Origin of the sequence: Niallia sp. FSL K6-0212, assembly GCF_038007605.1 — a bacterium.
GTDB lineage: Bacteria > Bacillota > Bacilli > Bacillales > Cytobacillaceae > Niallia > Niallia circulans.
In genome coordinates this window covers 2,233,112-2,256,557 of the sequence record NZ_JBBOXL010000001.1, presented here as the reverse complement: position 1 = coordinate 2,256,557, position 23,446 = coordinate 2,233,112, and the positions used below count along the sequence as shown (strand labels likewise).

The window sequence follows — 23,446 nt, the reverse complement described above, 5'->3', positions numbered from 1 at the left end:
AATTCCTAACGTCTTTTTCTTTTCACCCCTCTAACAACATCTCTTAAACCAAACAGAAGCATAATTACACCAGAGGATAAAAACTCCACACGGAAGATATCCGTATCAAGTACTCCTGCTGCATAAAGAACAATTCCAATGACATTAATTAACAGAATGATATTTACGATTTTTGTCATTTGCTTTCCTTTCTTAGGATTAACTTCTATCCTAATCACGTACAGTATGTAATTACTATTATTGAATGAAACAATCTACGTTACACTATTCTACTTCGCCATTTTACAATAAAAAGAAGGAAATAACTATGTTTTCTTTTAAAATGGGATAGAAAGATTTAGTCTGTCTCCAATATTTTCCCCTTGTTTGTAAGTACATAAACTTTAGAGAAAGCAAATTAGCTCATTTTGTCAAAAAGTTCTTTTTCCTTAACATTTCGATAACGAATCTTGTTATTAATGACTTAAGAATTATGCTTAGAAAAGAATAGTACCATTTCCACCACTTATTCCATTCAATTAATTTTGTCTTATTTTCAGCCCATAATTCAATAATAAAAAAGGGAAGTGTAAAAAAAATCAATTTATAGAAAATAGCAAAGGGTTTATCTCTCTTCGTTAATTGATTATAGAAAACAGTAAATGTCGGATAAATTAAGAAATCAAATAATATATGTATATTAAATATCGTCGGCAGAAAGCGAACTGGATATCTAATTACTTTATGAGATGTTAAAAGCATATCAAGCAAACCATTGGTAATAGCATTATACACAAACACAATAATCCAATCTCTAATTGGGGGTTTTCTATATAAAATCGGCAGCAGGATCAATAAATTTCCGATAAGTAATCCATTTAAAAATCGTTTCTCCATTTTATATTTCTCCATTAAATACCACCTCAGCATTAATATGTGCTTCCTTGAGCGGTTTATTCGATACTTTTGAATTATGTATTAGTTACAAAGGTAAATGGAATACTAAACCGTAAAGGTGGTCGATGTAATGGATTTCCCAACAATACAAACAAACTTCTGGGATGCTGTCATCGCAGTCCCTGTAGTGATGATTATGACACAATTACTGAAAATGATGATAAAGATACCGAAAAAATATGTTCCGACCATCGCCCTAGCTTTGGGATTATTGATCTCTGTCTTTATTAGTCATAGACATAGTCTTGTTGCTGGTTTGTTTATGGGCTGGTTTTACGGCTATTCAGCCATTGGTTCCTATGCTTCTATGAAAACAACGATTTTAACTTTTCTTGAAAAGAGGAAGAAAAAGGAAGGCAAATGATAAGATACTCAATCGCAACCATATTTAATCGTATACAGTTTATTTGAGGAAGCATGGAAAGTTTCTCTGCCATTCGAATAATTTACTTCTTAGCTATATTTTCACAAATGTAGTGACACTTCTTTTAGAAGCAATGGTTCGGCTTGAAAGATCTTCCCGCCATCTTTTAGGATCCAATTGATATGCACCATATTGATCCTTATACGTTTTCTTCCAAAGATTAATGGTTCTTGCTTCTTCTGGAAAATTTTCAGAGAGCGTTATACCATTTCTTCCTTCTTCATAAATATAGTGTTCCACAACATCCCCTAATTGCATGAAGTCATCAAGAAAGATTATTAATTCTCTATCATCTTCCCCCCATTCATAGATGTATGGTAATGTAAAAGGTAATACCTCTTTATAAGCCTCACCACTTAGAAAAGAGTAATTATTGTCCCCTTCATGAAATTCAGGAATAGCTCGCATTGTAGCAATAAAATAATGACTCGTCATTTTTCCACTTCTTTCTCAAGAATTAATTTAATATCGAGTAAAATCTAATCTTTTTTAATATTTGCTAGTATTGTATTATATCAATTACCAAACGGTAAACTATCTACTTAGGAATAGGGGATGAAAATGAATAGATTTTCTCTTGCTACTATATTAACAATTTTTATTCTGATTTTATTTATGATGGATATGATTACCGATAGACTTTTTGTCATAGCCTTTATCCCTTTGAGTATTTGGATGCTATTTATCGGTGTCTCTGCATTAAAAAAAACATTAAAAAGTAGAAAACACTGTTGAAGAAGATACAAACAAGCTTAAATAAGAAAACGCAAAAATATTCCTTTTTACTCTTTCTTACTAGTCATGCTGTACAAAGAGAGTAGTTTCTCTAAGTTTTAATTTTTGTAAAAGTAAAGACTTGTATCCATCATTAAATTTTGTATCATTTAGGCTTGTTAAACCTACTTAAATACCACTTTGTCAAAAGTATCTAATATTTCACCCTGTATATAAGGGTCAAACGAGAGTGTGCTCTTAAGAAAATAAGTTGTTAAAACACGGACATCCTATTTCATCACACTTGTCCGATCAAAAAAAACACAACCCATTTAATGAGTTGTGCTTCTATTCTTTATGCGTACATCTGTCCCTCTTCCTCTTTCCGGAAGAAACTTGCCATAGCATTAAACACATCGGCTTTTTGTCTTAGTAAGTAGTAGCGGAATCTTTCATCTTGAATATTTTTGTAGGCAGACATGAGCGTACTGTGGCGATTGTATTGGTTCACTTCCCCATAGCCAAACATATTGGATACTTCCATCAGCTCTTCTACTAGCTTGACACATCGAGCATTATCAGACGTTAAATTGTCTCCGTCTGAAAAATGGAAGGGATAAATATTAAATCTGCCTGGGTCATACTTATCATTAATCAATTCCAATGCTTTTCGGTAAACAGAGGAACAAATCGTACCACCGCTTTCTCCTTTAGAAAAGAAATCTTCTTCCGACACAACTTTTGCCTCCGTGTGATGGGCAATAAATTCTATTTCTACTGTTTCATATTTGGTGCGAAGAAATCTCGTCATCCAGAAGAAAAAGCTTCTTGCCATATACTTTTCCCACAAGCCCATCGAGCCGCTCGTATCCATCATCGCAAGGACAACTGCTTTGGACTCTGGTTTTTGCACTTCGTTCCACGTCTTGAATTTTAAATCCTCGGGATAAATGGGATGAAATGCTGGTTTCCCAGACATGGCATTGCGCTTAAATGCTGAGATCATTGTTTTTTTCTTATCAATATTACCCATTAAGCCTACTTTTCTAATATCATTAAATTCAATATTTTCCACAACAATTTGATCTTGTTCTTTTCGTTTTAAATTCGGCAATTCTAATTGCTTAAATAGAGCTTCTTCTAATTCCATTAAAGAGACCTCTGCCTCAAAATAATCTTCTCCTGCTTGATCTCCTGCTCCTTGCCCTTTTCCTGGGCCTTTTTGATTTCCAGAACCATCGCGTGCGACCACATCGCCAACTTGACTGTCTCCATTCCCTTGCCCAATATGTTTGTTTTTATCGTAATTATATCGAATCTTGTATTCATCTAATGAACGAATAGGAATTTTCACTACTTCTCGCCCATTTGACATGACGATGTTTTCTTCTGTAATTAAATCAGGGAGGTTATTTTTAATGGCCTCCTGCACCTTTTCCTGATGTCGCTGTTGATCATCGTGGCCTTTGCGATGGAGGGACCAATTTTCTTGGGATATTACAAACTGATGTTTATTTTGCTTTTCGGTCATTTTACCCCTCCTAAAAAATTTTTTCTACGTTTTGTGCACATATAAAGTCCTCTGCGCATACACTAATTTGGGTATCACTCTATCTAAATAAAGTGATTACTCTATCATATGCAGTTGCCTTAAATAATTTACTAATAATTTCGATAATTTTACTTTTTTTAGAAATAGCTTTAGACATGCTCCATCTATTCACTTATTCTATCTTTAAGCCAAAAGAGGAACAGACGCCTTTTAGCCTGTTCCTCCTTGACCAATTTAATTAACGATTTAATAAGCTTCCTACATAACGCAGCAACTCGTTTGCTGATGTGGAATTATAGCCATGTTCATCGATAAGACGTGCAACCACTTCATTTACTTTCTTCAATTGCTGTTCATCTGGTGTCTTAGTAGATGTAGTAATTTTTACAACATCTTTCAGATCTGCGAATAACTTCTTCTGGATGGCTTCCCGTAAGCGATCATGAGAGTTATAATCAAATCGTTTTCCTTTTCTTGCATAGGCAGAAATGCGAATCAGGATTTCTTCACGGAAAGATTTCTTTGCATTTTCGGAGATACCAATTTGCTCTTCAATCGAACGCATTAGTTTTTCATCTGGATTGATCGGCTCACCAGTTAATGGGTCACGAAGCTTATTTTTATTGCAATAGGCTTCTACATTATCTAAATAGTTATCCATTAACGTTTTAGCTGACTCTTCATACGAATAAACAAATGCCTTTTGTACTTCTTTCTTCGCAATTTCATCATATTCCTTCCGTGCTAAGGAAATGCAATTTAAATACTTTTCTTTTAATTCATTCGTAATAGAAGAATGCTGATCCAAGCCTTCTTTTATGGATAAAAGCACATCTAATGCATTGATGCTTGTAACATCCTTGCGAATAATGGTAGAAGAAATCCGGTTAATCACATAACGCGGGTCAATGCCACTCATTCCTTCATCCCCATATTCATTTTGCAGTTCCTTTAAATCAGCCGAACTAAAGCCTTCTACACTTTCGCCATCATATAGACGCATTTTTTTCACTAGATCAATATCACCTTTTTTAGGCTCCTTTAATCTAGTTAAAATAGTAAAGATAGCGGCTATCTTTAAAGTGTGTGGGGCAATATGAACATCGGCAACATCACTTTCGCGAATCATTTTCTCATAGATTCTTTCCTCTTCTGATGCTTTTAAATTATATGGAACTGGCATGACAATAATCCGGGAATGCAGTGCTTCATTCTTTTTATTGGAAATAAAGGAGCGATATTCCGTTTCATTTGTATGGGCGACAATCAACTCATCAGCAGAAATGAGAGCAAACCTTCCCGCTTTAAAGTTTCCTTCTTGTGTTAAGGATAATAAATGCCATAAGAATTTCTCATCGCATTTTAACATCTCCTGGAACTCCATCATCCCTCGGTTTGCCTTATTCAGCTCGCCATCGAAACGATAGGCTCTTGGATCTGATTCAGATCCATATTCAGCAATTGTCGAGAAATCAATACTTCCCGTTAAGTCAGCAATATCTTGGGATTTCGGATCAGATGGACTAAAGGTTCCTATTCCAGTTCGCTTATCTTCTGAGAAAAATACTCTTTCGACGATTACATCTTCGATTTTTCCATTATATTCTTCCTGAAGTCTCATCATATTAAGTGGTGATAAGTTTCCTTCAATGCGGATTCCATATTCATCATAAAAATCTTTTCTTAGACTATGTGGGATCATATGAAGTGGATCTTCATGCATTGGGCAGCCTTTAATCGCATATACCGCTCCACGATCCGTGTACGTATAGGCTTCTAAGCCTCTTTTTAACATGGTTACCAATGTAGATTTTCCACCACTGACTGGACCCATTAATAATAAAATACGTTTCCTTACATCTAAACGCTTAGCAGCTGGATGGAAATATTCCTCTACTAATCTTTCTAACGGCTCTTCTAAACCAAAGAGCTGATCAGAGAAAAATTTATATTGTTTTTTTCCATTTACTTCATCAATACCTGCATCTTTAATCATGTTATAAACCCTTGAATGCGCGGATTGACCAACCCATGGCTTTTCCTTCAATATTTCTAGGTATTCTTCAAATGTCCCTTCCCACTTCAACAACTCTTCTTCTTGTCTATGCATCTCGATTTTCTTTAATATACTCATATGGACCTCCCCTGTCACTTTATCAGAGACGATTAATATAATCTATGCACCAGCGAATACGAACATGCTTAAAAGAGGGAATAGTTTTTTTAGTGAAGCGAACTAATTGGAGGAAAAACCTTTTCTTTGTAGGAAAAATGCTGTCTTATAATCACTAATTTCTTATTTTACTAATAAAAAACAGCATCGGTATACTTCCGACACTGTTTTTTTGTTTATTTCAAATCAAATTTTTTCTGCTGCACAAACTCCTTCATATACATACGCGATTTATGCTCAAAATGAGCAGCCATTTGCGCAGTCCACGTATCCGATCTTGCTCCATTTGTTCTTTCCTGATAATAAGCTGTGATTTCTTCATTATATTCCTGTAGTCCTTTTTTATATTGTGCATCATCCTGCTCATATTGATCTTCATGATAAATATGATGAAAAGGAGCTCTAGGCTTTTTCTCTGTTTGTTGGTCTGGATAACCTACAACTAAAGCAAATAATGGCAGTACATGATCAGGCGTTTTCAATAGCTGACTTACTTCCACTAAATTATTGCGAATACCACCTATATAACAAATACCAAGTCCTAATGATTCTGCAGCAATGGCCATATTTTGCGAAGCAAGCGCAGCATCAATAAGGCTTACCATAAACTTTTCCGTGCTTTCAATGGAGTCCTGAGCGGCTTCCTTCTTTCCTTCCATTTCAGCAGCAACTGTATGACGATATAAATCAGCACAGAAAATAAATAAATGACCATTATTCTCTACGTATTGCTGATTTCCAGCTAAGGATGCTAGTTTTTTCTTTTTCTCCTTATCCTTTACCCCAATAATACTATATGCTTGTACAAAGCTAGAGGTAGAAGCACTTTGCGCAGCTTCAACAAGGAGACGAATTTGCTCTTGTGTTAACTCCTCATCTGTAAATTTTCTAACAGAATGATGATTGAGTATGGTATCGATTGTTTGATTCATGAGATCTTCTCCTTTGTTTTTTCTTATTGTCTCCCAAAATTACTAATAGTAACTATATCCTATATAATATACCAATAATCTTTCTGACCAAAAGAATTAGCCTGCTTGCTAAACTAGATGCCTTTTCTCACTGTAATTCCAAAAAAATAAACAAGTATACGTAGAATCTTCGTATACTTGTTTCGATTTATCCAGTTTTCTGGTTTCATTTTATTTTAAATGAGCGAAGTTTTGCTGCCTTAAAGCCTCATAAATAAGGACAGCTGCTGTATTCGAAAGATTGTAGGAAAGAATATTGTCCGTCATTGGAATTCGTAACGTTTTATTTACATTATTCTGAATGACTTCTTCAGGGAGACCTGTTGTTTCACTTCCGAAAATAAAATAATGCTCTTTATTTAGCGTACTGTAATCGAAGGAGTCATAGGGAGATTCCCCTGCCTTCGTCACATAGTAAAAAGCTCCACCTTCATTTTTATCGTAAAATTCCTCTAAAGAGTCATAATAATAAATCTTAACAAACTCCCAATAATCTAAGCCGGCTCTCTTTAACGCTTTATCCTCCATAGAAAATCCAAATGGACGAATTAAATGAAGCACCGTGTCTGTTCCCGCACATGTTCTGGCAATATTGCCTGTATTGGAAGGGATTTGTGGTTGGTATAAAACAATATGTATTGCCAAGTTTGTCACCTCTAAACTGTTACTTTCCGTTCCATTATACACTTTGTGAAAAGGAAATGCGAAAGAGATATGTCTCCTTTTTATCCATCGATAATCGTAAAAAATTTGTATTTAATATTCGGTGTATAAGCTGTCGAATCTTCATATTTCCAGTAACGCATGCGACTATTATACGTATGCGCATTTACTAATGGCTCGCCATTCGCATCTTTCCCTGTAACAATCGTTGTATGATTATATTTCCCATCGCCTTCAAAATCATAGCAAATGACATCTCCAAGTTTTAACTCCATGGCACTATCCACCCGCTTTGCCCGCAATCCAGCAGTAGAGGTTTCTAAGTATCTTGGGAACGCATTCGCTACGGCCCAGCTATAACTCCAATTGTTATTTTGCATCCACCAGCCTTTATTTCGATTAGGATAGCCTCTCATTGGTGCCCCGCCTTCATGCACACACTGAGATATATAATTGGTGCAATCTACTTCAAATTGATGGTATTTCGGATTATAGCTATTCCACCATTTTTCTGCATATTGAACAGCCTTTAAACGATCATACTTATAGCGGCTCTCTCTTTCTATTGTTTCTCCCCATTCTTCCGCTAATGGCACCTCTCGATAGTCTTCTGGATAAGCTGGCAGAATCTCTGTATCTTCAATTATTACCCCCTTGAAAACAACAGCTTTTCGATTTTCGACCTCTTCTTCAATCAAAAAAAGCTCGCCCTGCTTGATAAAATATTGAAAATGAACAGAATACACTAATTCTTCTGTCTCATCCGCCTTTTTTTCCATATCTTCAATTTTCCCTTTCGCCTTCACATGAACAATTTCAGCCTTTCTTTTATGCATACTATTTCTTTTTCTCTCTAATTTTTCATCCACTACTGCTTCTCTATCCTTTGTAACACATTGCTGAATCCTTTTCTCGATTAACTCCATTAATTGTTGTCTCATTCCATCTACTCCCTTCATTAATAACTATGTTAAAGCAGAGTAGAAGTGTACAAAAAAAGAAGGCATTGCTAGCCTTCTTTTTTCATCTCGTATTAATTTGTTAAAATGATAAAGAGTATTTTCTAATGAACGCCTGTTTTCTGCTTGCTCTGTGGATTTTTACGTTCATCTGACTAATGAACACCACTTTTCCTCTTGCTCCACTAGATTTCGGCTTTCATCCAACTGATGAACACCACTTTTCCTCTTGCTCCACGGGATTTCGGCTTTCATCCAACTGATGAACACCACTTTTTCTCTTGCTCCACGAGATTTCGGCTTTCATCCGACTGATGAACACCACTTTTCCTCTTGCTCCACGGGATTTCGGCTTTCATCCAACTGATGAACGCCTCTTTTTCTCTTCCTCCACGGGATTTCGGCTTTCATCCAACTGATGAACACCACTTTTTCTCTTGCTCCACGAGATTTCGGCTTTCATCCAACTGATGAACGCCTCTTTTCCTCTTGCTCCACGAGATTTCGGCTTTCATCCAACTGATGAACGCCTCTTTTCCTCTTGCTCCGAAAAATTTCAGCGTTCATTCCTATTAATTATTTTGCCAACCGCTGTAATGCATCATCCATTTCTTTTAATACTTCGTGATCGGCTTCTTGTTGTCTTGCTAATTCTAGGGCTGTCTTTGATTCATCGCCGCCAATTTTCCCAAGTGCCCAAGCGGCTGTTCCTCTTATTACTGGTCTTGGATCTTTTTTCATGACTGTAATTAAATCACTGATTGCTCCTTCTTCTTTAAAATGAGCAAGTGCAATAATCGCATTACGCTGGATCGGCTTCTTCCCACGCCATGAACCAGAAATATGACCATATTTTTCTTTAAATTCTTTATTACTGATAAAAAGAAGTGGTTGAAGCAATGGTTTTGCTATTTCAGGGTCTGGTTCCATTTCTGGATGATTATGAAAATCAATGCCCTTATTTTTCGGACAAACCGTTTGACATGTATCACAGCCATAAATTCGATTTCCAAGCTTTTCTCTAAATTCTTCCGCTAAAAAGCCCTTTGTCTGTGTTTGAAACGCTATACATCTTTGTGCATTTAATTGGCCACCTTGAACAAGAGCACCTGTTGGACATACATCAATGCATTTATTACAAGTTCCACATTGATCCTCCATCGGTGTATCAGGCTCGATTGGAAGATTGGTAATCATCTCCCCTAAGTAAACATACGAACCAAATTCAGGAGTAATGATTGCACAGTTTTTTCCAGACCAACCAATTCCCGCTCGCTGGGCAACTGCTCGGTCTACCAATTCTCCGGTATCGACCATTGACTTACACAAAGCATCTGGAATTCGTTCTTTTATATAATCTTCAAGCTTCTGCAAGCGATCTTTTAAGACAACATGATAATCTGTTCCCCAGGAAGCACGACAAAAAATCCCTCTGCGCTCCCCTTTTTTGCTGACTACTCTTTCCTTCATTTTAGAAGGATAAGCTAATGCAATCGAAATAATGGACTTTGGCTGATGTAATAGAAGGGAGGGATTTACCCGCTTATCAATATCCTTTTCTTCAAAACCAGATTGATAGTTTAACTCCTGTTGGGTTATTAGTCGTACTTTCATTTCTTCAAAGGTGCTCGCACTTGTAAAGCCTATTTTATCGATTCCGATCGTTTTACTATATGCAATGATATCTTTCTTGAATTCACGGTAATCCATAGGACCCCCTCCTTCCTTTTCATTGGTTTTTTATAAAGATTACGCTAAAATATAGAATAACATAGACAACTATTATATTGGAGGTGTATATATTGGATATTTCAATCGCAAAAGAGATTAAAGAACGGATACCCAATTTTAAGATTGGCTACATTTATTACCAAGGTATGCAAGTAATGGACACGCCGCAAATGATTAAAGGGCGGATGCGACTTTTTCAAGAGTCTATTTTTTTTGATTTAGAAGATAGTAATGTAACGGATATCCCTTCTATAAAAGAATGGCGGGAAATCTTTAAAAAGACAGGCAAAGATCCAAATCGTTATCGCCATTCAGCCGAAAGCCTGCTGAGACGCATCAAAAAACAGAATTACTTAGAACCAATTAATAGTAGTATTGATATTAATAACTTCTTTTCCCTTCAATACGGTATTCCGATCGGTATTTATGATTGTGCCAATCTTCAAGGAAAAATAAACATACGTATCGGAAAAGAAGGCGAACAATACGCTGGCCTTAATGGAAGAATAAATTCCATTGAAAATTTGATTGTATCAGAAGATGAACTTGGTCCATTTGGCAGCCCCTTTGTCGATTCAGACAGAGCCCCTGTCCAATCATCTACGAAAAATGCCATTCAGATTATTTATCTCCCACCCTCTATTGCAAATGAAAAAGCCAAACAAATGGTAGAATCTCTACTAAAAATGTTTGTACAAGTTCATGGAGGAGAGGCCTCATTTTCTATTGTGGAATAATATGGTTGGAAGAAGAGCTTTTTATAGAACGCTTCTTCCAACTATTTTTTTCGTAAAATATAAAAAACGCAATGCTTCGTTCTTAATGAAACGAAACACTGCGTTGTGAGCTATGTATGGAGCGGGTGATGGGAATCGAACCCACGACATCAGCTTGGAAGGCTGAGGTTTTACCATTAAACTACACCCGCATTTATTAAGTTTTCTTTACTGTTTTTTAACATGTCCTTAACATGTTTTTTATTATATAATCATCATGTAAAAAAAGCAACCTCTTTTCGACAAATTTTTTAATTTTTCTTCAGCCTCTTTTTCTTACATGATTCTACTGCTTAAAGTTTTCATTGGTTAAGGGAATCTACTTATTTATTCAAACCTTCAAGCTAGGCTCCTAGATCGTCTCTGTCTCGGGGCCTTCCAATTCGTTTCTATGATATGTCATAGGTAGATTCCCTCGCCAAATCTTCTACATCAACATTCTATTCAATATCGAGATAATTATTAATACTTTTTTATTTCTTTACAATTCTTTTACTTTTAGTTGGCAGGGTTGAAAAAAGACCAGTTTACTTTTTATAAGTAAATCCGGCCTTTTAATTTACAACATCTCATTTAGGAAAAATGGATTTTCCCTCTTTCCACGCAAAGCCTGCAATTCCTACTAACAGTGCTCCCATAATGAGTACATAAGTCGTTACAGCCCCAGCTACCCCAAAAGACTGAGATAAATAGCCAAGACCAATAACTGGCAGGCTCACACCAAGATAAGTAATGACAAAGAAAGTAGATACAATATTCCCTTTCGTTTTACTTGGAGCTACTTCATTAACTAGTGCTAGACTTCCTGCATAAGCTGGTCCATTTCCCCCGCCAATCAATACAGCAGAAATCAACAATAAGGTCAGTGATTTCGTATCAATCGTAATAACTAGAAGGATAAGACCCAATGCAAGGAACACATATCCAATTGTCATTAATTTCATTAGTGATAATTGTTTTAATAAAATTTGATTAAAAGCAGCGGCGATTAATCCAAGTGCTACAACTACGCCTGATATCGTTAAACTACTTACAGTTGTAAAGCTAGACAGATTAGATGGAATTAACGACATAAACATACTAATAATCGACCATGCCACAAAAGAAGTAAAAGATGCTAGTAAGAATGGTTTCATTATCTCTTTTGGAACAAATGGCTTCTTCAATTGAACAGGCTTTAAACCTGGTCTAATATTTTCATTTAAGAAAAATAGGAAGATAAAGCAGGGAATGATAAATAATAAATGTACATAATAAGATAATCTCAATGGAATTGGAGCAAAATCACCAAGTAATCCGGAGAGAATGGGGCCGAACGCATTCCCAAGGGTAACAGCAAGAGCACATATTAACGCAGTCTTTTTTGTATTTTTATTCTCATCAAGCTCCGTTAAAGCAGCTACTGCTACCCCATTTAAAATTCCAACAGATAATCCTTGGAATAAGCGACCAATAAGCAGCATTCCCAGACCATTCGCTATGGTGAAGCAAAATGTTCCTATAAGGGAAAAGAAAATTCCCGGGATAAGTACTTTCTTTTTTCCAATCTGATCGGATAATTGCCCCGCAATCACAATTGCTGGAATAACCGTAAAAGCATAAATAGCAAATACAAGGGTAATCATTCCCGGTGTAAGTCCCCATTCTACACGGTAAAGAGAATAAAGGGAGGCAGGAATATTCGTACCGAATAATGTTAAGAACAAGCTGCAGGCAACTAGCCAGTAAGATACTTTCTTGCTTAGTGTTTTTTGCTCTCTTAGGGTCTGAATAGTATTTGTACGTTGAAGCAGTCGTTGCTGAAAAGCAGATTGATGAATGGCATCTGCATCTACCTCTACAACATCCATTAATCCCTGTAATCCTAGGATAAGGTTTTGTACTTGCTTCTCCTCTGCCGAACTAGAAATTTGTATTCTCGTCTTTGCTTCTCGTTTATATTTTTTCGTTTTGATATCTTCAATATTAACATGATGCGTTCCAAATAAACTGGATATACGAGCCAGAACCCCCGGCTGATCGTTTACAAGCATTGAAATGCGATATGCTGAAGTCATGAGCTCTTCACTCCCTTGTTAGTTTCCATCTTCTATTTTATGATTGAATAAATATAAAGTCTATACATTTGTAAGAAAATATAACATGAATTCTTCGACAAATTATTCCAAGCTGATATTACGCGTTTTATTCTATTTTCCGATACATGAATCATCTTATATTAACAGTATTTTCAGAAAAATCTTGCATATTTTATGTATATTTTTAATTTAGTATTTCGGGAACTATAATAAGATCGTTAACTTTTGGTAGAAATGTGAACAAATTTCGAATATACATTATTATTGTGATTTTTTTCACATAATTTCATTGACCTCTTATGAAATCAACATGATAATAATAGAGTAAGAAACATTACTACAGTGTTAATCAAAGATAACCTTTTTTCAGGAGGATTAGGAATATGGAAGGCGCATCTCTTTATGAAGTAGAAAAATTAGCCTTAAAAAAATTAAAAATTTATAAACGCAGTAAGTTTCGCTTTTTTATGCGTGCCGTTGTCGCCAGCATGTTTATTGGATTTGGAGTAATTGTTGCATTTAAGACAGGGAATTTCTTCTATGCAGTAGAATCTCCTTTTGCCTATCCTATGGCAGCATTAGTCTTCGGCGCAGCTATTATTCTTATCGCCTATGGTGGCGGAGATTTATTTACAGGAAACACCTTTTACTATACTTATGCTGCATTAAGAAAAAAAATCAAGTGGACCGATGTCTTTAAAGTTTGGGGAACTAGCTATGCAGGAAATATAGTCGGAGCAATTTTCTTTGCTGTTTTCATTTTATTAACCGGGCTGTTTAAGTCACCTAGTGTCAATGACTTTTTACTTCACGCTGCAGAAACTAAATTGCAGGCACCCATAAGTGAACTTTTCTTTCGAGGAATTTTATGTAACTGGCTTGTTTGTTTAGCATTCTTTATCCCTATGGCTTTAAAAGAAGATATTGCTAAAATAACGGTAATGATTTTATTCGTTTTCTGTTTTTTCATCTCAGGCTATGAACACAGCATTGCCAATATGGCAACATTCTCTATTTCTTATGTTTTAGATCAAAATCCAGCTGTCACTATCCCAGCCATTATTCGCAACTTAGTGCCCGTAACAATAGGGAATTTAATTGGCGGGGTTGGTTTTATGGGGGTTATGTATTATTACGTTAATAAGCCTTTTATGGAAGACATCGAAAAATAAACATTTTTATTAAAAAGAGCCGATTCTCCATGAGTATCAGAGTGCGGAATCGGTTTTTTAATATTTTTGGACCAATTCCTTTTTTTATTTGCTGTAAGGAAATATATTAAAGGCTAATTTTGCGGATATCAGCCAAACTCCATTCTTTATCAGCCAAAATTCACCCTTTTTCAGCCAAACCACAAACACCACAAAAACAAAAGAAAGCGGTGATTGAACACCGCTTTCCACACAAAACAATTAACTAATGCGACAAAATCAATCCATCCTCCTCTGCCTTTTCCGGTTTGTCTGCTACTATTTCGATTAAAACTTTATGGGGCAGACATATAATTGTTTGACCAGGTATGCCTTTCCATCCCATTTTGACGCCAATTTGGTCTGGACTATTATCTTCTTTAATTCTGATTTGTTCATTTTCCACTTCGATTAAATTATATTGTTTTCCTTTTCCTTTTATCATAAATTGTTCATTTTCTGTATGACCTGTTAGTTCTACTTCACGAATGACTTTCCCGTCCTGTGTAATGACTGCCATGACTTTATTCCCTTCTTCTTCCTTCCCTTGGTGCATCGCAAATACGACCATTGGGACAAATGAAATGATTAAGAGGAGAACAACCATAATAATATCAAAAGGCTTAATCATCTTGGAGTATTTTCTCATCGAAAACGTCCCTCTCTGTGTTAGCTGGTTTACACTTTTATTATAAAGGGTTAGATAGTAGAAACATATGGATAGCGTCAAATAGTCGATAAATTGCCATATGTTCGGAAGGGGTTGATAAAGAAGTGAAAAGCCATCGATCATCTTCCTTCGATGGCTTTTTCGAACAATTAAGGTTTAAGGACAACTTTAATTACTTCATCCTGGTGATCATTAAACATTTGATAAGCATTGCTCGCATCATCTAATGCAATGCGATGTGTAATAATTTCCGTTGGATCAATTTTTCCTGTAGTAATCCAATCAAATAACATGGGCATATAGTGTATTACTGGTGCTTGTCCTGTTTTAACTGTAATATTTCGTTCAAAAATATTTCCTAATGGGAACATATTATATTTAGATCCATAAACACCTGTTAAATGCATGGTACCAAACTTACGAACAGCATTCATACCAATTTCGATAGCACTGATTGTTCCGCCCTGAATCTTCAACTTTTGACCAATTGCTTCCATAGGTGTTTTCTTTCCGTCCATGCCTACACAATCGATTACTACATCGGCTCCACCAGAAGTCAGTTCCTTTATATAGTTGCCTGTATCTCCATGATTATCAAAATTAACAATTTCCACTTGGTTCATTTTTTGAGCGTGGTTTAAGCGATATGGAATATTATCAACTGCTATAACGCGCTTTGCCCCCTTCATCCAAGCAAATTTTTGAGTCATTAATCCAACAGGTCCACAACCTAAAACGACGACCGTATCGCCCTCTTTTACGCCTGAATTTTCGACACTCCAATATGCCGTTGGAAGGACGTCAGACATAAATAACAAGGCTTCATCCTCTAATTCACAGGACTCCGGGATAACAAAAGGAACAAAATTCCCGTATGGAACTCGTAACAATTCTGCTTGTCCCCCTTGATAATCTCCATACCGTTCTGTAAAGCCAAAATATGCTCCCGTATCTGCAATGTCCTTATTGGAATTAGCATTATCACATTGGCTTTCCATATCATGCTCGCAATAGTAACAATGTCCGCAAGCAATGTTAAATGGTAGTACAACACGATCTCCTTTTTTTACTCTTGTTACTTCAGGCCCTACTTCTTCCACAATTCCCATAGGTTCATGTCCTATGACATAGTCTTTTTCAGCCGGCAATGCCCCCTGATAAATATGTAAATCAGATCCACAAATAGCCGTGGAGGTAATGCGAACGACGATATCATCCTTTTTTTTAAGCTTCGCATTTTCCACTTCCTTTACTTGTACATCTTTCGTTCCTTGAAATGTAACAGCCTTCATCAGCAAACTCCTCCTGTTTTAGTTGATTGTTTATCTATACCATTTCAAGAAGAAGCTACAAACATCCAAATATTTCCGTTATTTACTGCAGGAATAGATTCGAAGTGCGGTTAATTTTAGGCGTAACTGCCGATAAAAGACTAGATTTGACGGTGACGGTTAGGGTAAAATTGGAAAAATATACTAATTCACTTGATATAGCTACACACCCCAAAGATTTCAAATTTTGAAAGGAATGCTGGAAAGTGATGAACCCTTTTTAACGAGTCTTTAAAAGGATGTAAGCCTTAGACAGAAAAACAAAGAAATGTGGGGGAAGAGACAGACTAGTAACCTTAAAATTGCTGTTGTGGTAGTTCAGAACCGTAGTTGCAGGTTATAATCAAGGCCGAGTGCGAGCGGAAGAAATAGATGCGGTTATAGGGAATGATAGTGAACCAGCTTCTTTGCTATGCGCTGATACTACAACCTATAAGAAATTCGCTCTGATAAAGACATTGAAACACGAGCCTATTAATCTTAGGAAAGAAGGATATGTTAAAAAAGGTATCCACCACCTTAGGTATAAAAAAGCCATTCTATAAAATGAAACGGCATATTTCCTAATTAGTTTTTTAATATGTGTTGGACTTTAATTTTATGCCAAATAGCCTTCCAATTCTTTTTTATAATTCGCTCCTCGTAAATTGCAGCAAGTTCTTTTATTTCAATAAAATAGGGAGTCGGTTTCAGTTCTAAATTAATGACATCATCAGTTCCACAAGGAGAAGTAAGAACCAGTTTATTATCCTTGTCTATCTTTACTCCGAGAGCAGTTGCAGTTTCTGGAAACTTTGAAATAGCATCTTCCGAAGAAGAATAAGGAGGAAGATTATTAATGACGTGCATTCTTGCTTCATTTTTAACAGACCAAGGTATATTAGGCATTATACTTTTCAACTTATTCTCTAATTTCTTTTCAAAATTCTCATCAATTTTTGCGTTATCAAAATAAATAACATCTACGTCTGGAGTCTCAGTTCTTTCCTTAAACCCGTGCAATGTGTCCCAGATTTTTGAACGTACAAATCCAGCACATATCCACCAATCAGGCAAATTCAATGAACTCGCAACCTTTATAATCTCCATCATTTTTTCATCGCTTTGGATTAGCTTTATTATATCTTCTCTATTCTTTAACATCTTAAAGTTATCCCCCTTTTTCACAATCGAACATACATTCTTATTCTAACACAACAAAGCGGGAAGGGATAATATTCCATAAGTTTTTTAAACACATTTAACCCTTAATATCTAAAAAAGCAACAATGTTTACGAAAAGACCATACAAAGGCGTGACCAAAAAAAGTGTCAAAAACTCGAATAGAGAGTTTTTGACACTTTTCATTCTCCTTATTCTAAAACCTGCCTGACCGAAAAATCGAGTAAATAAGCCAAGCAACCATCAACATGGCGATTGAAAAGCCAATTTCAATGATTGGAAATTTCCAGAGAACGGTTTGTACTCCGCTAAGTGCAACGCCAATAATGAGACCGACCATCACGATACTCAATGCCAGCAGCACAATACTAAACGCGATTTGATTACTGAATCGATCAATTTTTTTGATTAATAAATCTAACTGTGGGGAGGTAAATTCCACCTGCACTTTTCCCTTACGAAGAATTCCCATTAACTGTTTGGCGGTAATCGGAATATCTTTTAATGAAGCAAAGTATTCTGGTATTTCCTCTACTATATTTTTCACTATTTTCCACGGCTTGAGCTTATCAAGAAATAGCTTTCTTCCAAATGGCTCCGCCACATCAAATACACTAAAAGTAGGATCAAGTGCTACAACAACTCCCTCCATCGTCATAAGCGCCTTTCCTAAAAGGGTTAATTCGGAAGGAATTCTTATGTTATGACGGAAGGCAATGATAAATAAATCATTAATTGCTTCACCCACACTTACGTCTTTCAGCGGAATATTATAATATTTATCGCGTAACTCTTCCACATCAGCTGTTAATTTTTTTATATCAACATTTTCGGGAATCATGCCTAAATCAGAAATCGCGCGAATGATTCCTTTCGTGCTTTTATTACGAAGAGCCACAACGAAGGAAGCAAAACTCTTTTTCGTATAAGAAGAAAGCTGGCCTACCATCCCAAAATCTAATAAAACGATGCGCCCATCCTGTAGGGCAAGTACATTTCCCGGATGAGGATCGGCATGAAAATGACCAACCTCTAGAATTTGATAGAAAATCGTATAGGCTAATCTTTCTGCAAGCAGTTCGCGATCAATTCCAGCTTCATCTAATCGCTTATGGTCAGATAGCTTTATTCCCTCTATATAATCCATCGTCAATACCTTTTTTGTGGAATAATCCCAGTAAACTGACGGGATGACAACATATCCTATCGATTTATTCTGCTCTAGAAAACGCTCCATATTTCTGGCTTCGATTCCATAGTCTAATTCAATCAGCAGACCTTTTGCAAGTTCATCAACAATTTCGCGAAGGCCATACTGCTTTGCCCAACCCCATGTATTCTCCGCGATTCGGGCCAAATCGGCGATAATTTCTAAGTCTGTTTCGATGATAGCATGAATATTAGGACGTTGTATTTTGACAGCAACCTGCGTCCCGTCTTTAAGGATTGCTTTATGCACTTGCCCAATGGATGCTGCCGCCAATGGAGTTTCAGAAAAATGTTTGAACAGATGATCGACAGAATCACCTAATTCTTCTTCTAAAATCTGAACGGCTTCTCCATATGTAAAGGGAGGTACTTGGTCTTGCAGTTCTTTTAATTCATTAATTATTTCTGGCGGAATTATGTCAGGACGGGTACTGGCAATCTGCCCAAGTTTAATAAAAGTAGTTCCAAGTTCTTCGAGTATTAAGCGGATACGTCTTCCAGTGCTTTTAGGAGGATGTTCTTTATGAAAGAAAAACTTCTCCTCCAATCCGATCTTATTGGAAAAAAAGCCTATTCCGTTACGAGCGAGAATAGACGTTATTTTGCGATATCTTTTCATCTGTCTAATACGTTTACTTACACCCATTTACAAACCTACTTTATTCGTCGAGATTTTTTCTTTCTAATGCCTCTATTCTTTTTTCTAATTTCTTTACATCCTCTAAAGTAGCCAGCTTTAATTCTCCATAAGCAGCATTTACCTTTTCTTTTGCTACTGCTTCAAGCTGACCTTTCATTTCCTCTCCCTTTTGAATCAAATGATTGATTAAATCTTTTGATTCATTTTTGCTTACCTCTCCTTTTTTCACTAATTCTTCAACTGTTTTTTCTACTTGTTCTTTACCTGCAATCGCTAAACCTAAACCTAAGGAAAGTGCTTTTTCAATTGTTGTTCTCATCCTCAAAAAACCTCCTTATATTTTTCTAGCATGCTTCATTTTCCCAGTGACTACTTTTCTATTTGTCATTAAAGTAATGCAAATATGACTCAAAGTCAAATCATTCGAGTGTAATTTCTTTCTTTGTACCAACATACTTATGATATGCTTAATAATGTAAATAATGGTGACTTTTTCATAAGGAGGTGTCAAAATTATGGAGAATAAAAGAAGTCTGTATATCGAACTAGTCTGGGGTTCCATCGGCATGCTGATTATCTCTCTGGTTATTGCCAATGCCCTCTTGTCCTCCGAGCACTCCTTTTCTGTACCTACTCTTATTCTAGGGTTTGCTCTCATAAACGGTTATATCTTTTTCCTAGAAAAAAGAGCGGGACTCAGCCAAAAAGTAATCTGGACACGATCATTGATTCTTGTTTGCTTTATTATTATTTACATCGTTAACAACTCTTCATAAAATGATCTTAAAATTAACTTCTTAGAACTTCTCACTCCCATTTTTCTTTATTTCGCTGTATGATAGGAAAGTCGCATTATTTCTTGACTATTTTGTCATGGAATAGGCACATTTTACTTAACTACTATATACTGTGGATTTCTTTCAAAAGATAAATAAATCTTTTACAGTCATTATTTAGCTAGTTAACGAGAAATAAAGAACGGAGTAATATAGATGAGTACATCCATACATTTCATTTCCCAATTCGGCTACATTGCCATTTTTGTGCTTTTTGCATTAAGCGGTTTAGGCATTCCTGTTCCCGATGAAGCATTGCTAACCTTTGTAGGCTATCTTTCTTCCATTTCCATAATGAATTTTCTAGCTGCAGATATCATTTGCTTTATTGGTGCCCTTAGTGCCATGGTTATCAATTACACATTAGGCAAGAAAATTGGCAAACCCTTTCTGCTTACCCACGGAAAATGGATCAAGCTCACCCCTAGCAAATTAGAACGCGTGGAAAATTGGTTTGATAAATATGGCCCTTGGACAATAGTCATTGCTAATTTCATCCCAGGTGTCAGAAGATTAACGTCTTACTTTTCAGGCATTTCTGGTATGAATCTATCAAAATATATGTTATTTGCCGCAATCGGTTCTTTTCTTTGGTGTTTACTTTTTAATATTATTGGTTACTACATGGGAGTGCTTCCACTTTAAATGGGAACACTCCTTTTTTTAAGGGGAAATTCCAGCTCAAATACTGTATCTTCTAGCTTGCTAATAGTTTATTTCAGCCTAAATAATCAAGACTATGATGAAAGTAGTGGCGGAAATCCAGCTCGGCTACACAAACTGGAGTAAAGTGAAAAGGGACTTTATCCTTAGAATGAACGCAATTTTTACTGGAGTAAGGCGAAATCTAGCTTTCATCCATCGAATGAACACCATATTTCTATAGAGTACGAATAATAAGAACTTTCACCGCCTGCTAGTGAACATGCCCGCACACTAATGAAAACAGCTACCAGTTAGGTAACTGTTTTCTGTTTTCTAATACAAGAGACTAAAGTTAGCTCATTCTGATTCAAATGAGTTCTGATTATCCTGCCAAAAGAAGTTAAATATTGCGGTTTTTTTCTCCCCATTCACATAACTGTTCTAAAATAGGCAGGATCGATTCTGCTTTATGTGTTAGACTGTATTCCACTTTAGGAGGAATTTGAGGATATTCCTTTCGTATAATCATCCCATCTGCTTCTAAATCTTTAAGCTGCGAACTTAATGTTTTAAAGGTAATTGTTCCTATTCTTCTTTTCATATCATTAAAGCGAACAGGTTGACTTTCTGAAAGGAGATACAGAATTAGCATTTTCCATTTACCTCCAACAACTGACAGTGTATATCCAAAAGGTGTCTCTTGGATATTACCCTTTTCTTTATAATCAGCCATACTCATATTGACACTTTCCTTTCTGATAGTAGCTATCTAAATAGTGCGTACTATTTTTTTCTTTATATTCATTTTATACTTTCCTTAATTCGAGATAAAGGAGAGAAAAAAAATGACTACTATTAAAACCTACAATCACAACCTATGGGACCACGGTATTACCCAAGGATATAGTGTCAACGGTACTATCTACATTTCAGGTCAATTTTCGCACGATAAGGATGGTATGTTCGTTGGCAAGGATAATATTGAGGCACAAACTCGCCAAACATTAGAAAACCTTGATCGAGTTTTGAATGAATTTGGTATTACGAAGTCCAACCTCGCTTATGTGGAAATCTTTCTAACAAATCCGCAGGAGCACACTGAGCCAGTCATCAGTCTGTTCAAAGAATACCTGGAAAAACACAGACCAGCCGGCAGCCTCATCGGTGTAACTTACCTGGCGTTTCCGGAGCAGTTGATTGAAGTCAAGGCTGTCGCACACTCTGATTAAGTAAGTTACAATTTCAAAATAAATAATGTACCTTGTAATGATATTGATTGAAATATCATTACAAGGGCATAGTTATTTTAAATTTCCTATTACTAATGTCACTTACCTTCCACTTTAGTTGTGATAAAATCAAAATCTGTTTGATTTAAGAAATATCCTTAAAAGAATGACATTCGTTTTTATACTTTTCTTTTTAACCATGTTCCTTCTGCTAACTTTTCATCGATAAAATCCAAAACGGTCTGTAATTGGGCCATCTGATTTTTTACTTTTTCCTTTTGCTGAAGCATACCTGCTATCATTTCAGGGGTCATCTTACTTGTTTCCGCAATACCAAGATATAATTTCACTTCTTCTAAACTAAGATTTGCCTTTTTCATACAAGTGATCATTTGAAGCCTATCCATATCAGCTTGCGTAAAGACTCGATGCTTATTCGGCAGCCGTTTAATGTTTGGAAGCAAACCAATTTTTTCATAATATCTGATTGTATCAATACTTAGTCTAGTAAGAGTACTTACCTGTTTAATGGTATACATTCGTTCGTCCTCCTTCTTATAAAGTCATTATAAGATATGGAGTTAACTCCAGGTCAAGGAGAATTCTTTTTATTGACATGGAGTTAACTCCATATTCTATACTTCCTTCATCACCAATAGGAGGTAATAAAATGATTATAGCAGAAAGAAAAACAGCTCTTGTTACGGGGGCGAACAGCGGAATAGGTCTTGAGCTGACTAAGAAATTAATCGAGAATGGGTGGGCAGTTGCAGCTTTAATTCGCTCTGAATTTCCAAAAGAAGAGCAAATGCTGCAGCAAAAAATCCGTGCAGGAGAAATCCGAGTTTATCATGCTGATATAGCTGATTTTAGGCAATTAAAGTCTGCTTTGAAGTTAATAAAAGAGAAAGAAACAAAGCTTGATGCTCTCTTCAATAATGCAGGAGGCAGTTTCTCGAAGCTCGTCTTTTCCCCACAAGGACGTGAACTGCATTACGAAATTCAGACTGTGGTTCCCTTTATCATTACGATGGAACTACTTGATCTTTTAAAAAAAGGAAAACCTGTTATTGTTATACAAACTAGTTCAGATGCATTTAAATTTAAAAAATCTTTCGTACCAGAGGAATTGGCAAACCCGCCTAAATTTCAGAAATTGATTGGTCCCTATGCATCGACGAAGTTGGCAATTACTTTGTGGACACATGCTTTTGCACAAGAATTAAAGCGAGAGGGTGTGACAATTATCAGTATAGATCCAGGCAATAACAATACAATGCGCAAAGGGAGAAATGGCGAGCTGCCACTAATTATACAACCATTCATCCATTTATTTGGTCCACATCCTAGTGTGGGGGCAGGTCGGTTGTTTGCTGGATTAGAAAAATCTCCGCATGAAGCTGGGCTATATTTTAGAAAAGGAAAGCCAGTGGAATTCAAATTTAAACAGCACGCAGCCCAAGTTTTACTGCAAGTGCAATATGTATATGAAAAGGAATATTTATCACTTTGAAAAAAAGGAGGCTGCCAAAACTCTCTTGACAGCCTTTTTTCCGG

25 protein-coding genes, 1 tRNA gene and 1 pseudogene are annotated in these 23,446 nt (G+C 36.1%); 8 read left to right on the top strand and 19 right to left on the bottom strand.

The genetic code is table 11. The features are described 5' to 3' along the window. Positions 1-5: 5 nt before the first annotated feature. The gene (locus tag MHH96_RS10695; protein ID WP_156485448.1) at positions 6-179 is read right to left on the bottom strand and encodes a hypothetical protein; all 174 of its coding nucleotides are present in this window, start codon (positions 177-179) and stop codon (positions 6-8) included. A gap of 223 nt (positions 180-402) precedes the next feature. Next, complete coding sequence (locus MHH96_RS10690) at positions 403-891, bottom strand: CBO0543 family protein (protein WP_047942838.1); 489 nt, start codon at positions 889-891, stop codon at positions 403-405. 115 nt (positions 892-1,006) lie between these two features. Between MHH96_RS10690 and MHH96_RS10685 the strand changes: the two genes are divergently transcribed. Beyond that, positions 1,007-1,300 carry a hypothetical protein gene (locus MHH96_RS10685; RefSeq protein WP_047942839.1) on the top strand — a complete coding sequence of 98 codons (294 nt, stop codon included), beginning with the start codon at positions 1,007-1,009 and terminating at the stop codon, positions 1,298-1,300. Positions 1,301-1,393: 93 nt separating this feature from the next. Here MHH96_RS10685 and MHH96_RS10680 read toward each other — a convergent pair whose 3' ends face one another. The 8 genes from MHH96_RS10680 to queG form a co-directional block, all read right to left on the bottom strand. Then, positions 1,394-1,795 (bottom strand): hypothetical protein, encoded by a 402-nt coding sequence (locus tag MHH96_RS10680; protein WP_047942841.1) that lies wholly within the window; start codon positions 1,793-1,795, stop codon positions 1,394-1,396. 634 nt (positions 1,796-2,429) lie between these two features. Continuing rightward, entirely contained in the window at positions 2,430-3,605 is a 1,176-nt protein-coding gene (gene yhbH / locus MHH96_RS10675; RefSeq protein ID WP_047942843.1) for a sporulation protein YhbH, read from the bottom strand. A gap of 259 nt (positions 3,606-3,864) precedes the next feature. Continuing rightward, positions 3,865-5,760, bottom strand: coding sequence for a PrkA family serine protein kinase (locus MHH96_RS10670; RefSeq protein WP_047942845.1), 1,896 nt, complete (start codon positions 5,758-5,760; stop codon positions 3,865-3,867). Between the two features lie 215 nt (positions 5,761-5,975). After that, a complete protein-coding gene (nfsA, locus tag MHH96_RS10665; RefSeq protein ID WP_047942847.1) occupies positions 5,976-6,731 on the bottom strand; it encodes an oxygen-insensitive NADPH nitroreductase in 756 nt (251 codons plus the stop codon). A gap of 210 nt (positions 6,732-6,941) precedes the next feature. Then, the gene (gene trmL / locus MHH96_RS10660; protein WP_095320213.1) at positions 6,942-7,415 is read right to left on the bottom strand and encodes a tRNA (uridine(34)/cytosine(34)/5-carboxymethylaminomethyluridine(34)-2'-O)-methyltransferase TrmL; all 474 of its coding nucleotides are present in this window, start codon (positions 7,413-7,415) and stop codon (positions 6,942-6,944) included. An 80-nt stretch (positions 7,416-7,495) separates the two neighbouring features. Then, entirely contained in the window at positions 7,496-8,374 is an 879-nt protein-coding gene (locus MHH96_RS10655) for an amidase domain-containing protein (RefSeq protein ID WP_328282858.1), read from the bottom strand. A gap of 165 nt (positions 8,375-8,539) precedes the next feature. After that, entirely contained in the window at positions 8,540-8,665 is a 126-nt protein-coding gene (locus tag MHH96_RS10650) for a hypothetical protein (protein WP_341117268.1), read from the bottom strand. Between the two features lie 303 nt (positions 8,666-8,968). After that, positions 8,969-10,102, bottom strand: coding sequence for a tRNA epoxyqueuosine(34) reductase QueG (gene queG, locus MHH96_RS10645; RefSeq protein ID WP_047942849.1), 1,134 nt, complete (start codon positions 10,100-10,102; stop codon positions 8,969-8,971). Between the two features lie 92 nt (positions 10,103-10,194). On the opposite strand from queG, the gene MHH96_RS10640 reads away from it, so the two are divergent. Next, positions 10,195-10,860 carry a B3/B4 domain-containing protein gene (locus tag MHH96_RS10640; RefSeq protein WP_047942850.1) on the top strand — a complete coding sequence of 222 codons (666 nt, stop codon included), beginning with the start codon at positions 10,195-10,197 and terminating at the stop codon, positions 10,858-10,860. Between the two features lie 117 nt (positions 10,861-10,977). Here MHH96_RS10640 and MHH96_RS10635 read toward each other — a convergent pair. Both MHH96_RS10635 and MHH96_RS10630 read right to left on the bottom strand, forming a co-directional pair. Continuing rightward, positions 10,978-11,051 (bottom strand) — tRNA-Gly (locus MHH96_RS10635). A 417-nt stretch (positions 11,052-11,468) separates the two neighbouring features. Further along, positions 11,469-12,956, bottom strand: coding sequence for an MFS transporter (locus MHH96_RS10630; RefSeq protein ID WP_047942852.1), 1,488 nt, complete (start codon positions 12,954-12,956; stop codon positions 11,469-11,471). Between the two features lie 404 nt (positions 12,957-13,360). On the opposite strand from MHH96_RS10630, the gene MHH96_RS10625 reads away from it, so the two are divergent. Further along, positions 13,361-14,149 (top strand): formate/nitrite transporter family protein, encoded by a 789-nt coding sequence (locus MHH96_RS10625; protein ID WP_341117265.1) that lies wholly within the window; start codon positions 13,361-13,363, stop codon positions 14,147-14,149. Between the two features lie 244 nt (positions 14,150-14,393). Here MHH96_RS10625 and MHH96_RS10620 read toward each other — a convergent pair whose 3' ends face one another. Together MHH96_RS10620 and MHH96_RS10615 are read right to left on the bottom strand one after the other, a co-directional pair. Continuing rightward, the gene (locus MHH96_RS10620; protein WP_047942854.1) at positions 14,394-14,816 is read right to left on the bottom strand and encodes a NusG domain II-containing protein; all 423 of its coding nucleotides are present in this window, start codon (positions 14,814-14,816) and stop codon (positions 14,394-14,396) included. 170 nt (positions 14,817-14,986) lie between these two features. Then, a complete protein-coding gene (locus MHH96_RS10615) occupies positions 14,987-16,129 on the bottom strand; it encodes a zinc-dependent alcohol dehydrogenase (RefSeq protein ID WP_047942855.1) in 1,143 nt (380 codons plus the stop codon). Between the two features lie 217 nt (positions 16,130-16,346). On the opposite strand from MHH96_RS10615, the pseudogene MHH96_RS10610 reads away from it, so the two are divergent. Then, positions 16,347-16,692, top strand: a pseudogene (locus MHH96_RS10610) (IS1595 family transposase); the annotation flags it as partial. 43 nt (positions 16,693-16,735) lie between these two features. Here the strand turns inward: MHH96_RS10610 and MHH96_RS10605 are convergent. The 3 genes from MHH96_RS10605 to MHH96_RS10595 all read right to left on the bottom strand — a co-directional run bounded on the left by MHH96_RS10605 (position 16,736) and on the right by MHH96_RS10595 (position 19,498). Further along, positions 16,736-17,311, bottom strand: a complete 576-nt coding sequence (locus tag MHH96_RS10605; protein WP_047942856.1) for a nucleotidyltransferase family protein — start codon at positions 17,309-17,311, stop codon at positions 16,736-16,738. Positions 17,312-17,526: 215 nt separating this feature from the next. Then, complete coding sequence (locus MHH96_RS10600; RefSeq protein WP_047942857.1) at positions 17,527-19,185, bottom strand: ABC1 kinase family protein; 1,659 nt, start codon at positions 19,183-19,185, stop codon at positions 17,527-17,529. A 13-nt stretch (positions 19,186-19,198) separates the two neighbouring features. Further along, on the bottom strand, positions 19,199-19,498 hold the full coding sequence (locus MHH96_RS10595) for a phasin family protein (RefSeq protein ID WP_047942858.1): 300 nt from the start codon (positions 19,496-19,498) through the stop codon (positions 19,199-19,201). A 196-nt stretch (positions 19,499-19,694) separates the two neighbouring features. On the opposite strand from MHH96_RS10595, the gene MHH96_RS10590 reads away from it, so the two are divergent. Then, positions 19,695-19,955: a hypothetical protein gene (locus tag MHH96_RS10590; RefSeq protein ID WP_047942859.1), complete on the top strand. Its 261-nt coding sequence runs from the start codon at positions 19,695-19,697 to the stop codon at positions 19,953-19,955. Between the two features lie 216 nt (positions 19,956-20,171). Continuing rightward, on the top strand, positions 20,172-20,660 hold the full coding sequence (locus MHH96_RS10585; RefSeq protein ID WP_047942860.1) for a DedA family protein: 489 nt from the start codon (positions 20,172-20,174) through the stop codon (positions 20,658-20,660). A gap of 400 nt (positions 20,661-21,060) precedes the next feature. Here MHH96_RS10585 and MHH96_RS10580 read toward each other — a convergent pair whose 3' ends face one another. Then, positions 21,061-21,399: a winged helix-turn-helix transcriptional regulator gene (locus MHH96_RS10580; RefSeq protein ID WP_047942861.1), complete on the bottom strand. Its 339-nt coding sequence runs from the start codon at positions 21,397-21,399 to the stop codon at positions 21,061-21,063. A gap of 106 nt (positions 21,400-21,505) precedes the next feature. Between MHH96_RS10580 and MHH96_RS10575 the strand changes: the two genes are divergently transcribed. Then, the gene (locus MHH96_RS10575) at positions 21,506-21,889 is read left to right on the top strand and encodes a RidA family protein (RefSeq protein ID WP_047942862.1); all 384 of its coding nucleotides are present in this window, start codon (positions 21,506-21,508) and stop codon (positions 21,887-21,889) included. Between the two features lie 179 nt (positions 21,890-22,068). On the opposite strand, the gene MHH96_RS10570 is transcribed toward MHH96_RS10575, so the two are convergent. After that, a complete protein-coding gene (locus MHH96_RS10570) occupies positions 22,069-22,428 on the bottom strand; it encodes a MerR family transcriptional regulator (RefSeq protein WP_047942863.1) in 360 nt (119 codons plus the stop codon). Positions 22,429-22,559: 131 nt separating this feature from the next. On the opposite strand from MHH96_RS10570, the gene MHH96_RS10565 reads away from it, so the two are divergent. Further along, positions 22,560-23,402 carry an SDR family NAD(P)-dependent oxidoreductase gene (locus tag MHH96_RS10565; RefSeq protein ID WP_047942864.1) on the top strand — a complete coding sequence of 281 codons (843 nt, stop codon included), beginning with the start codon at positions 22,560-22,562 and terminating at the stop codon, positions 23,400-23,402. Positions 23,403-23,446: the final 44 nt, after the last annotated feature.

Bases quoted from the DNA above. Each gene is read 5' to 3' on its own strand.
- MHH96_RS10695 (WP_156485448.1), bottom strand. From the start codon at position 179: ATGACAAAAATCGTAAATATCATTCTGTTAATTAATGTCATTGGAATT.
- MHH96_RS10690 (WP_047942838.1), bottom strand. From the start codon at position 891: ATGGAGAAATATAAAATGGAGAAACGATTTTTAAATGGATTACTTATC.
- MHH96_RS10685 (WP_047942839.1), top strand. From the start codon at position 1,007: ATGGATTTCCCAACAATACAAACAAACTTCTGGGATGCTGTCATCGCA.
- MHH96_RS10680 (WP_047942841.1), bottom strand. From the start codon at position 1,795: ATGACGAGTCATTATTTTATTGCTACAATGCGAGCTATTCCTGAATTT.
- yhbH (WP_047942843.1), bottom strand. From the start codon at position 3,605: ATGACCGAAAAGCAAAATAAACATCAGTTTGTAATATCCCAAGAAAAT.
- MHH96_RS10670 (WP_047942845.1), bottom strand. From the start codon at position 5,760: ATGAGTATATTAAAGAAAATCGAGATGCATAGACAAGAAGAAGAGTTG.
- nfsA (WP_047942847.1), bottom strand. From the start codon at position 6,731: ATGAATCAAACAATCGATACCATACTCAATCATCATTCTGTTAGAAAA.
- MHH96_RS10655 (WP_328282858.1), bottom strand. From the start codon at position 8,374: ATGAGACAACAATTAATGGAGTTAATCGAGAAAAGGATTCAGCAATGT.
- queG (WP_047942849.1), bottom strand. From the start codon at position 10,102: ATGGATTACCGTGAATTCAAGAAAGATATCATTGCATATAGTAAAACG.
- MHH96_RS10630 (WP_047942852.1), bottom strand. From the start codon at position 12,956: ATGACTTCAGCATATCGCATTTCAATGCTTGTAAACGATCAGCCGGGG.
- MHH96_RS10625 (WP_341117265.1), top strand. From the start codon at position 13,361: ATGGAAGGCGCATCTCTTTATGAAGTAGAAAAATTAGCCTTAAAAAAA.
- MHH96_RS10620 (WP_047942854.1), bottom strand. From the start codon at position 14,816: ATGAGAAAATACTCCAAGATGATTAAGCCTTTTGATATTATTATGGTT.
- MHH96_RS10615 (WP_047942855.1), bottom strand. From the start codon at position 16,129: ATGAAGGCTGTTACATTTCAAGGAACGAAAGATGTACAAGTAAAGGAA.
- MHH96_RS10605 (WP_047942856.1), bottom strand. From the start codon at position 17,311: ATGTTAAAGAATAGAGAAGATATAATAAAGCTAATCCAAAGCGATGAA.
- MHH96_RS10600 (WP_047942857.1), bottom strand. From the start codon at position 19,185: ATGGGTGTAAGTAAACGTATTAGACAGATGAAAAGATATCGCAAAATA.
- MHH96_RS10595 (WP_047942858.1), bottom strand. From the start codon at position 19,498: ATGAGAACAACAATTGAAAAAGCACTTTCCTTAGGTTTAGGTTTAGCG.
- MHH96_RS10590 (WP_047942859.1), top strand. From the start codon at position 19,695: ATGGAGAATAAAAGAAGTCTGTATATCGAACTAGTCTGGGGTTCCATC.
- MHH96_RS10585 (WP_047942860.1), top strand. From the start codon at position 20,172: ATGAGTACATCCATACATTTCATTTCCCAATTCGGCTACATTGCCATT.
- MHH96_RS10580 (WP_047942861.1), bottom strand. From the start codon at position 21,399: ATGAGTATGGCTGATTATAAAGAAAAGGGTAATATCCAAGAGACACCT.
- MHH96_RS10575 (WP_047942862.1), top strand. From the start codon at position 21,506: ATGACTACTATTAAAACCTACAATCACAACCTATGGGACCACGGTATT.
- MHH96_RS10570 (WP_047942863.1), bottom strand. From the start codon at position 22,428: ATGTATACCATTAAACAGGTAAGTACTCTTACTAGACTAAGTATTGAT.
- MHH96_RS10565 (WP_047942864.1), top strand. From the start codon at position 22,560: ATGATTATAGCAGAAAGAAAAACAGCTCTTGTTACGGGGGCGAACAGC.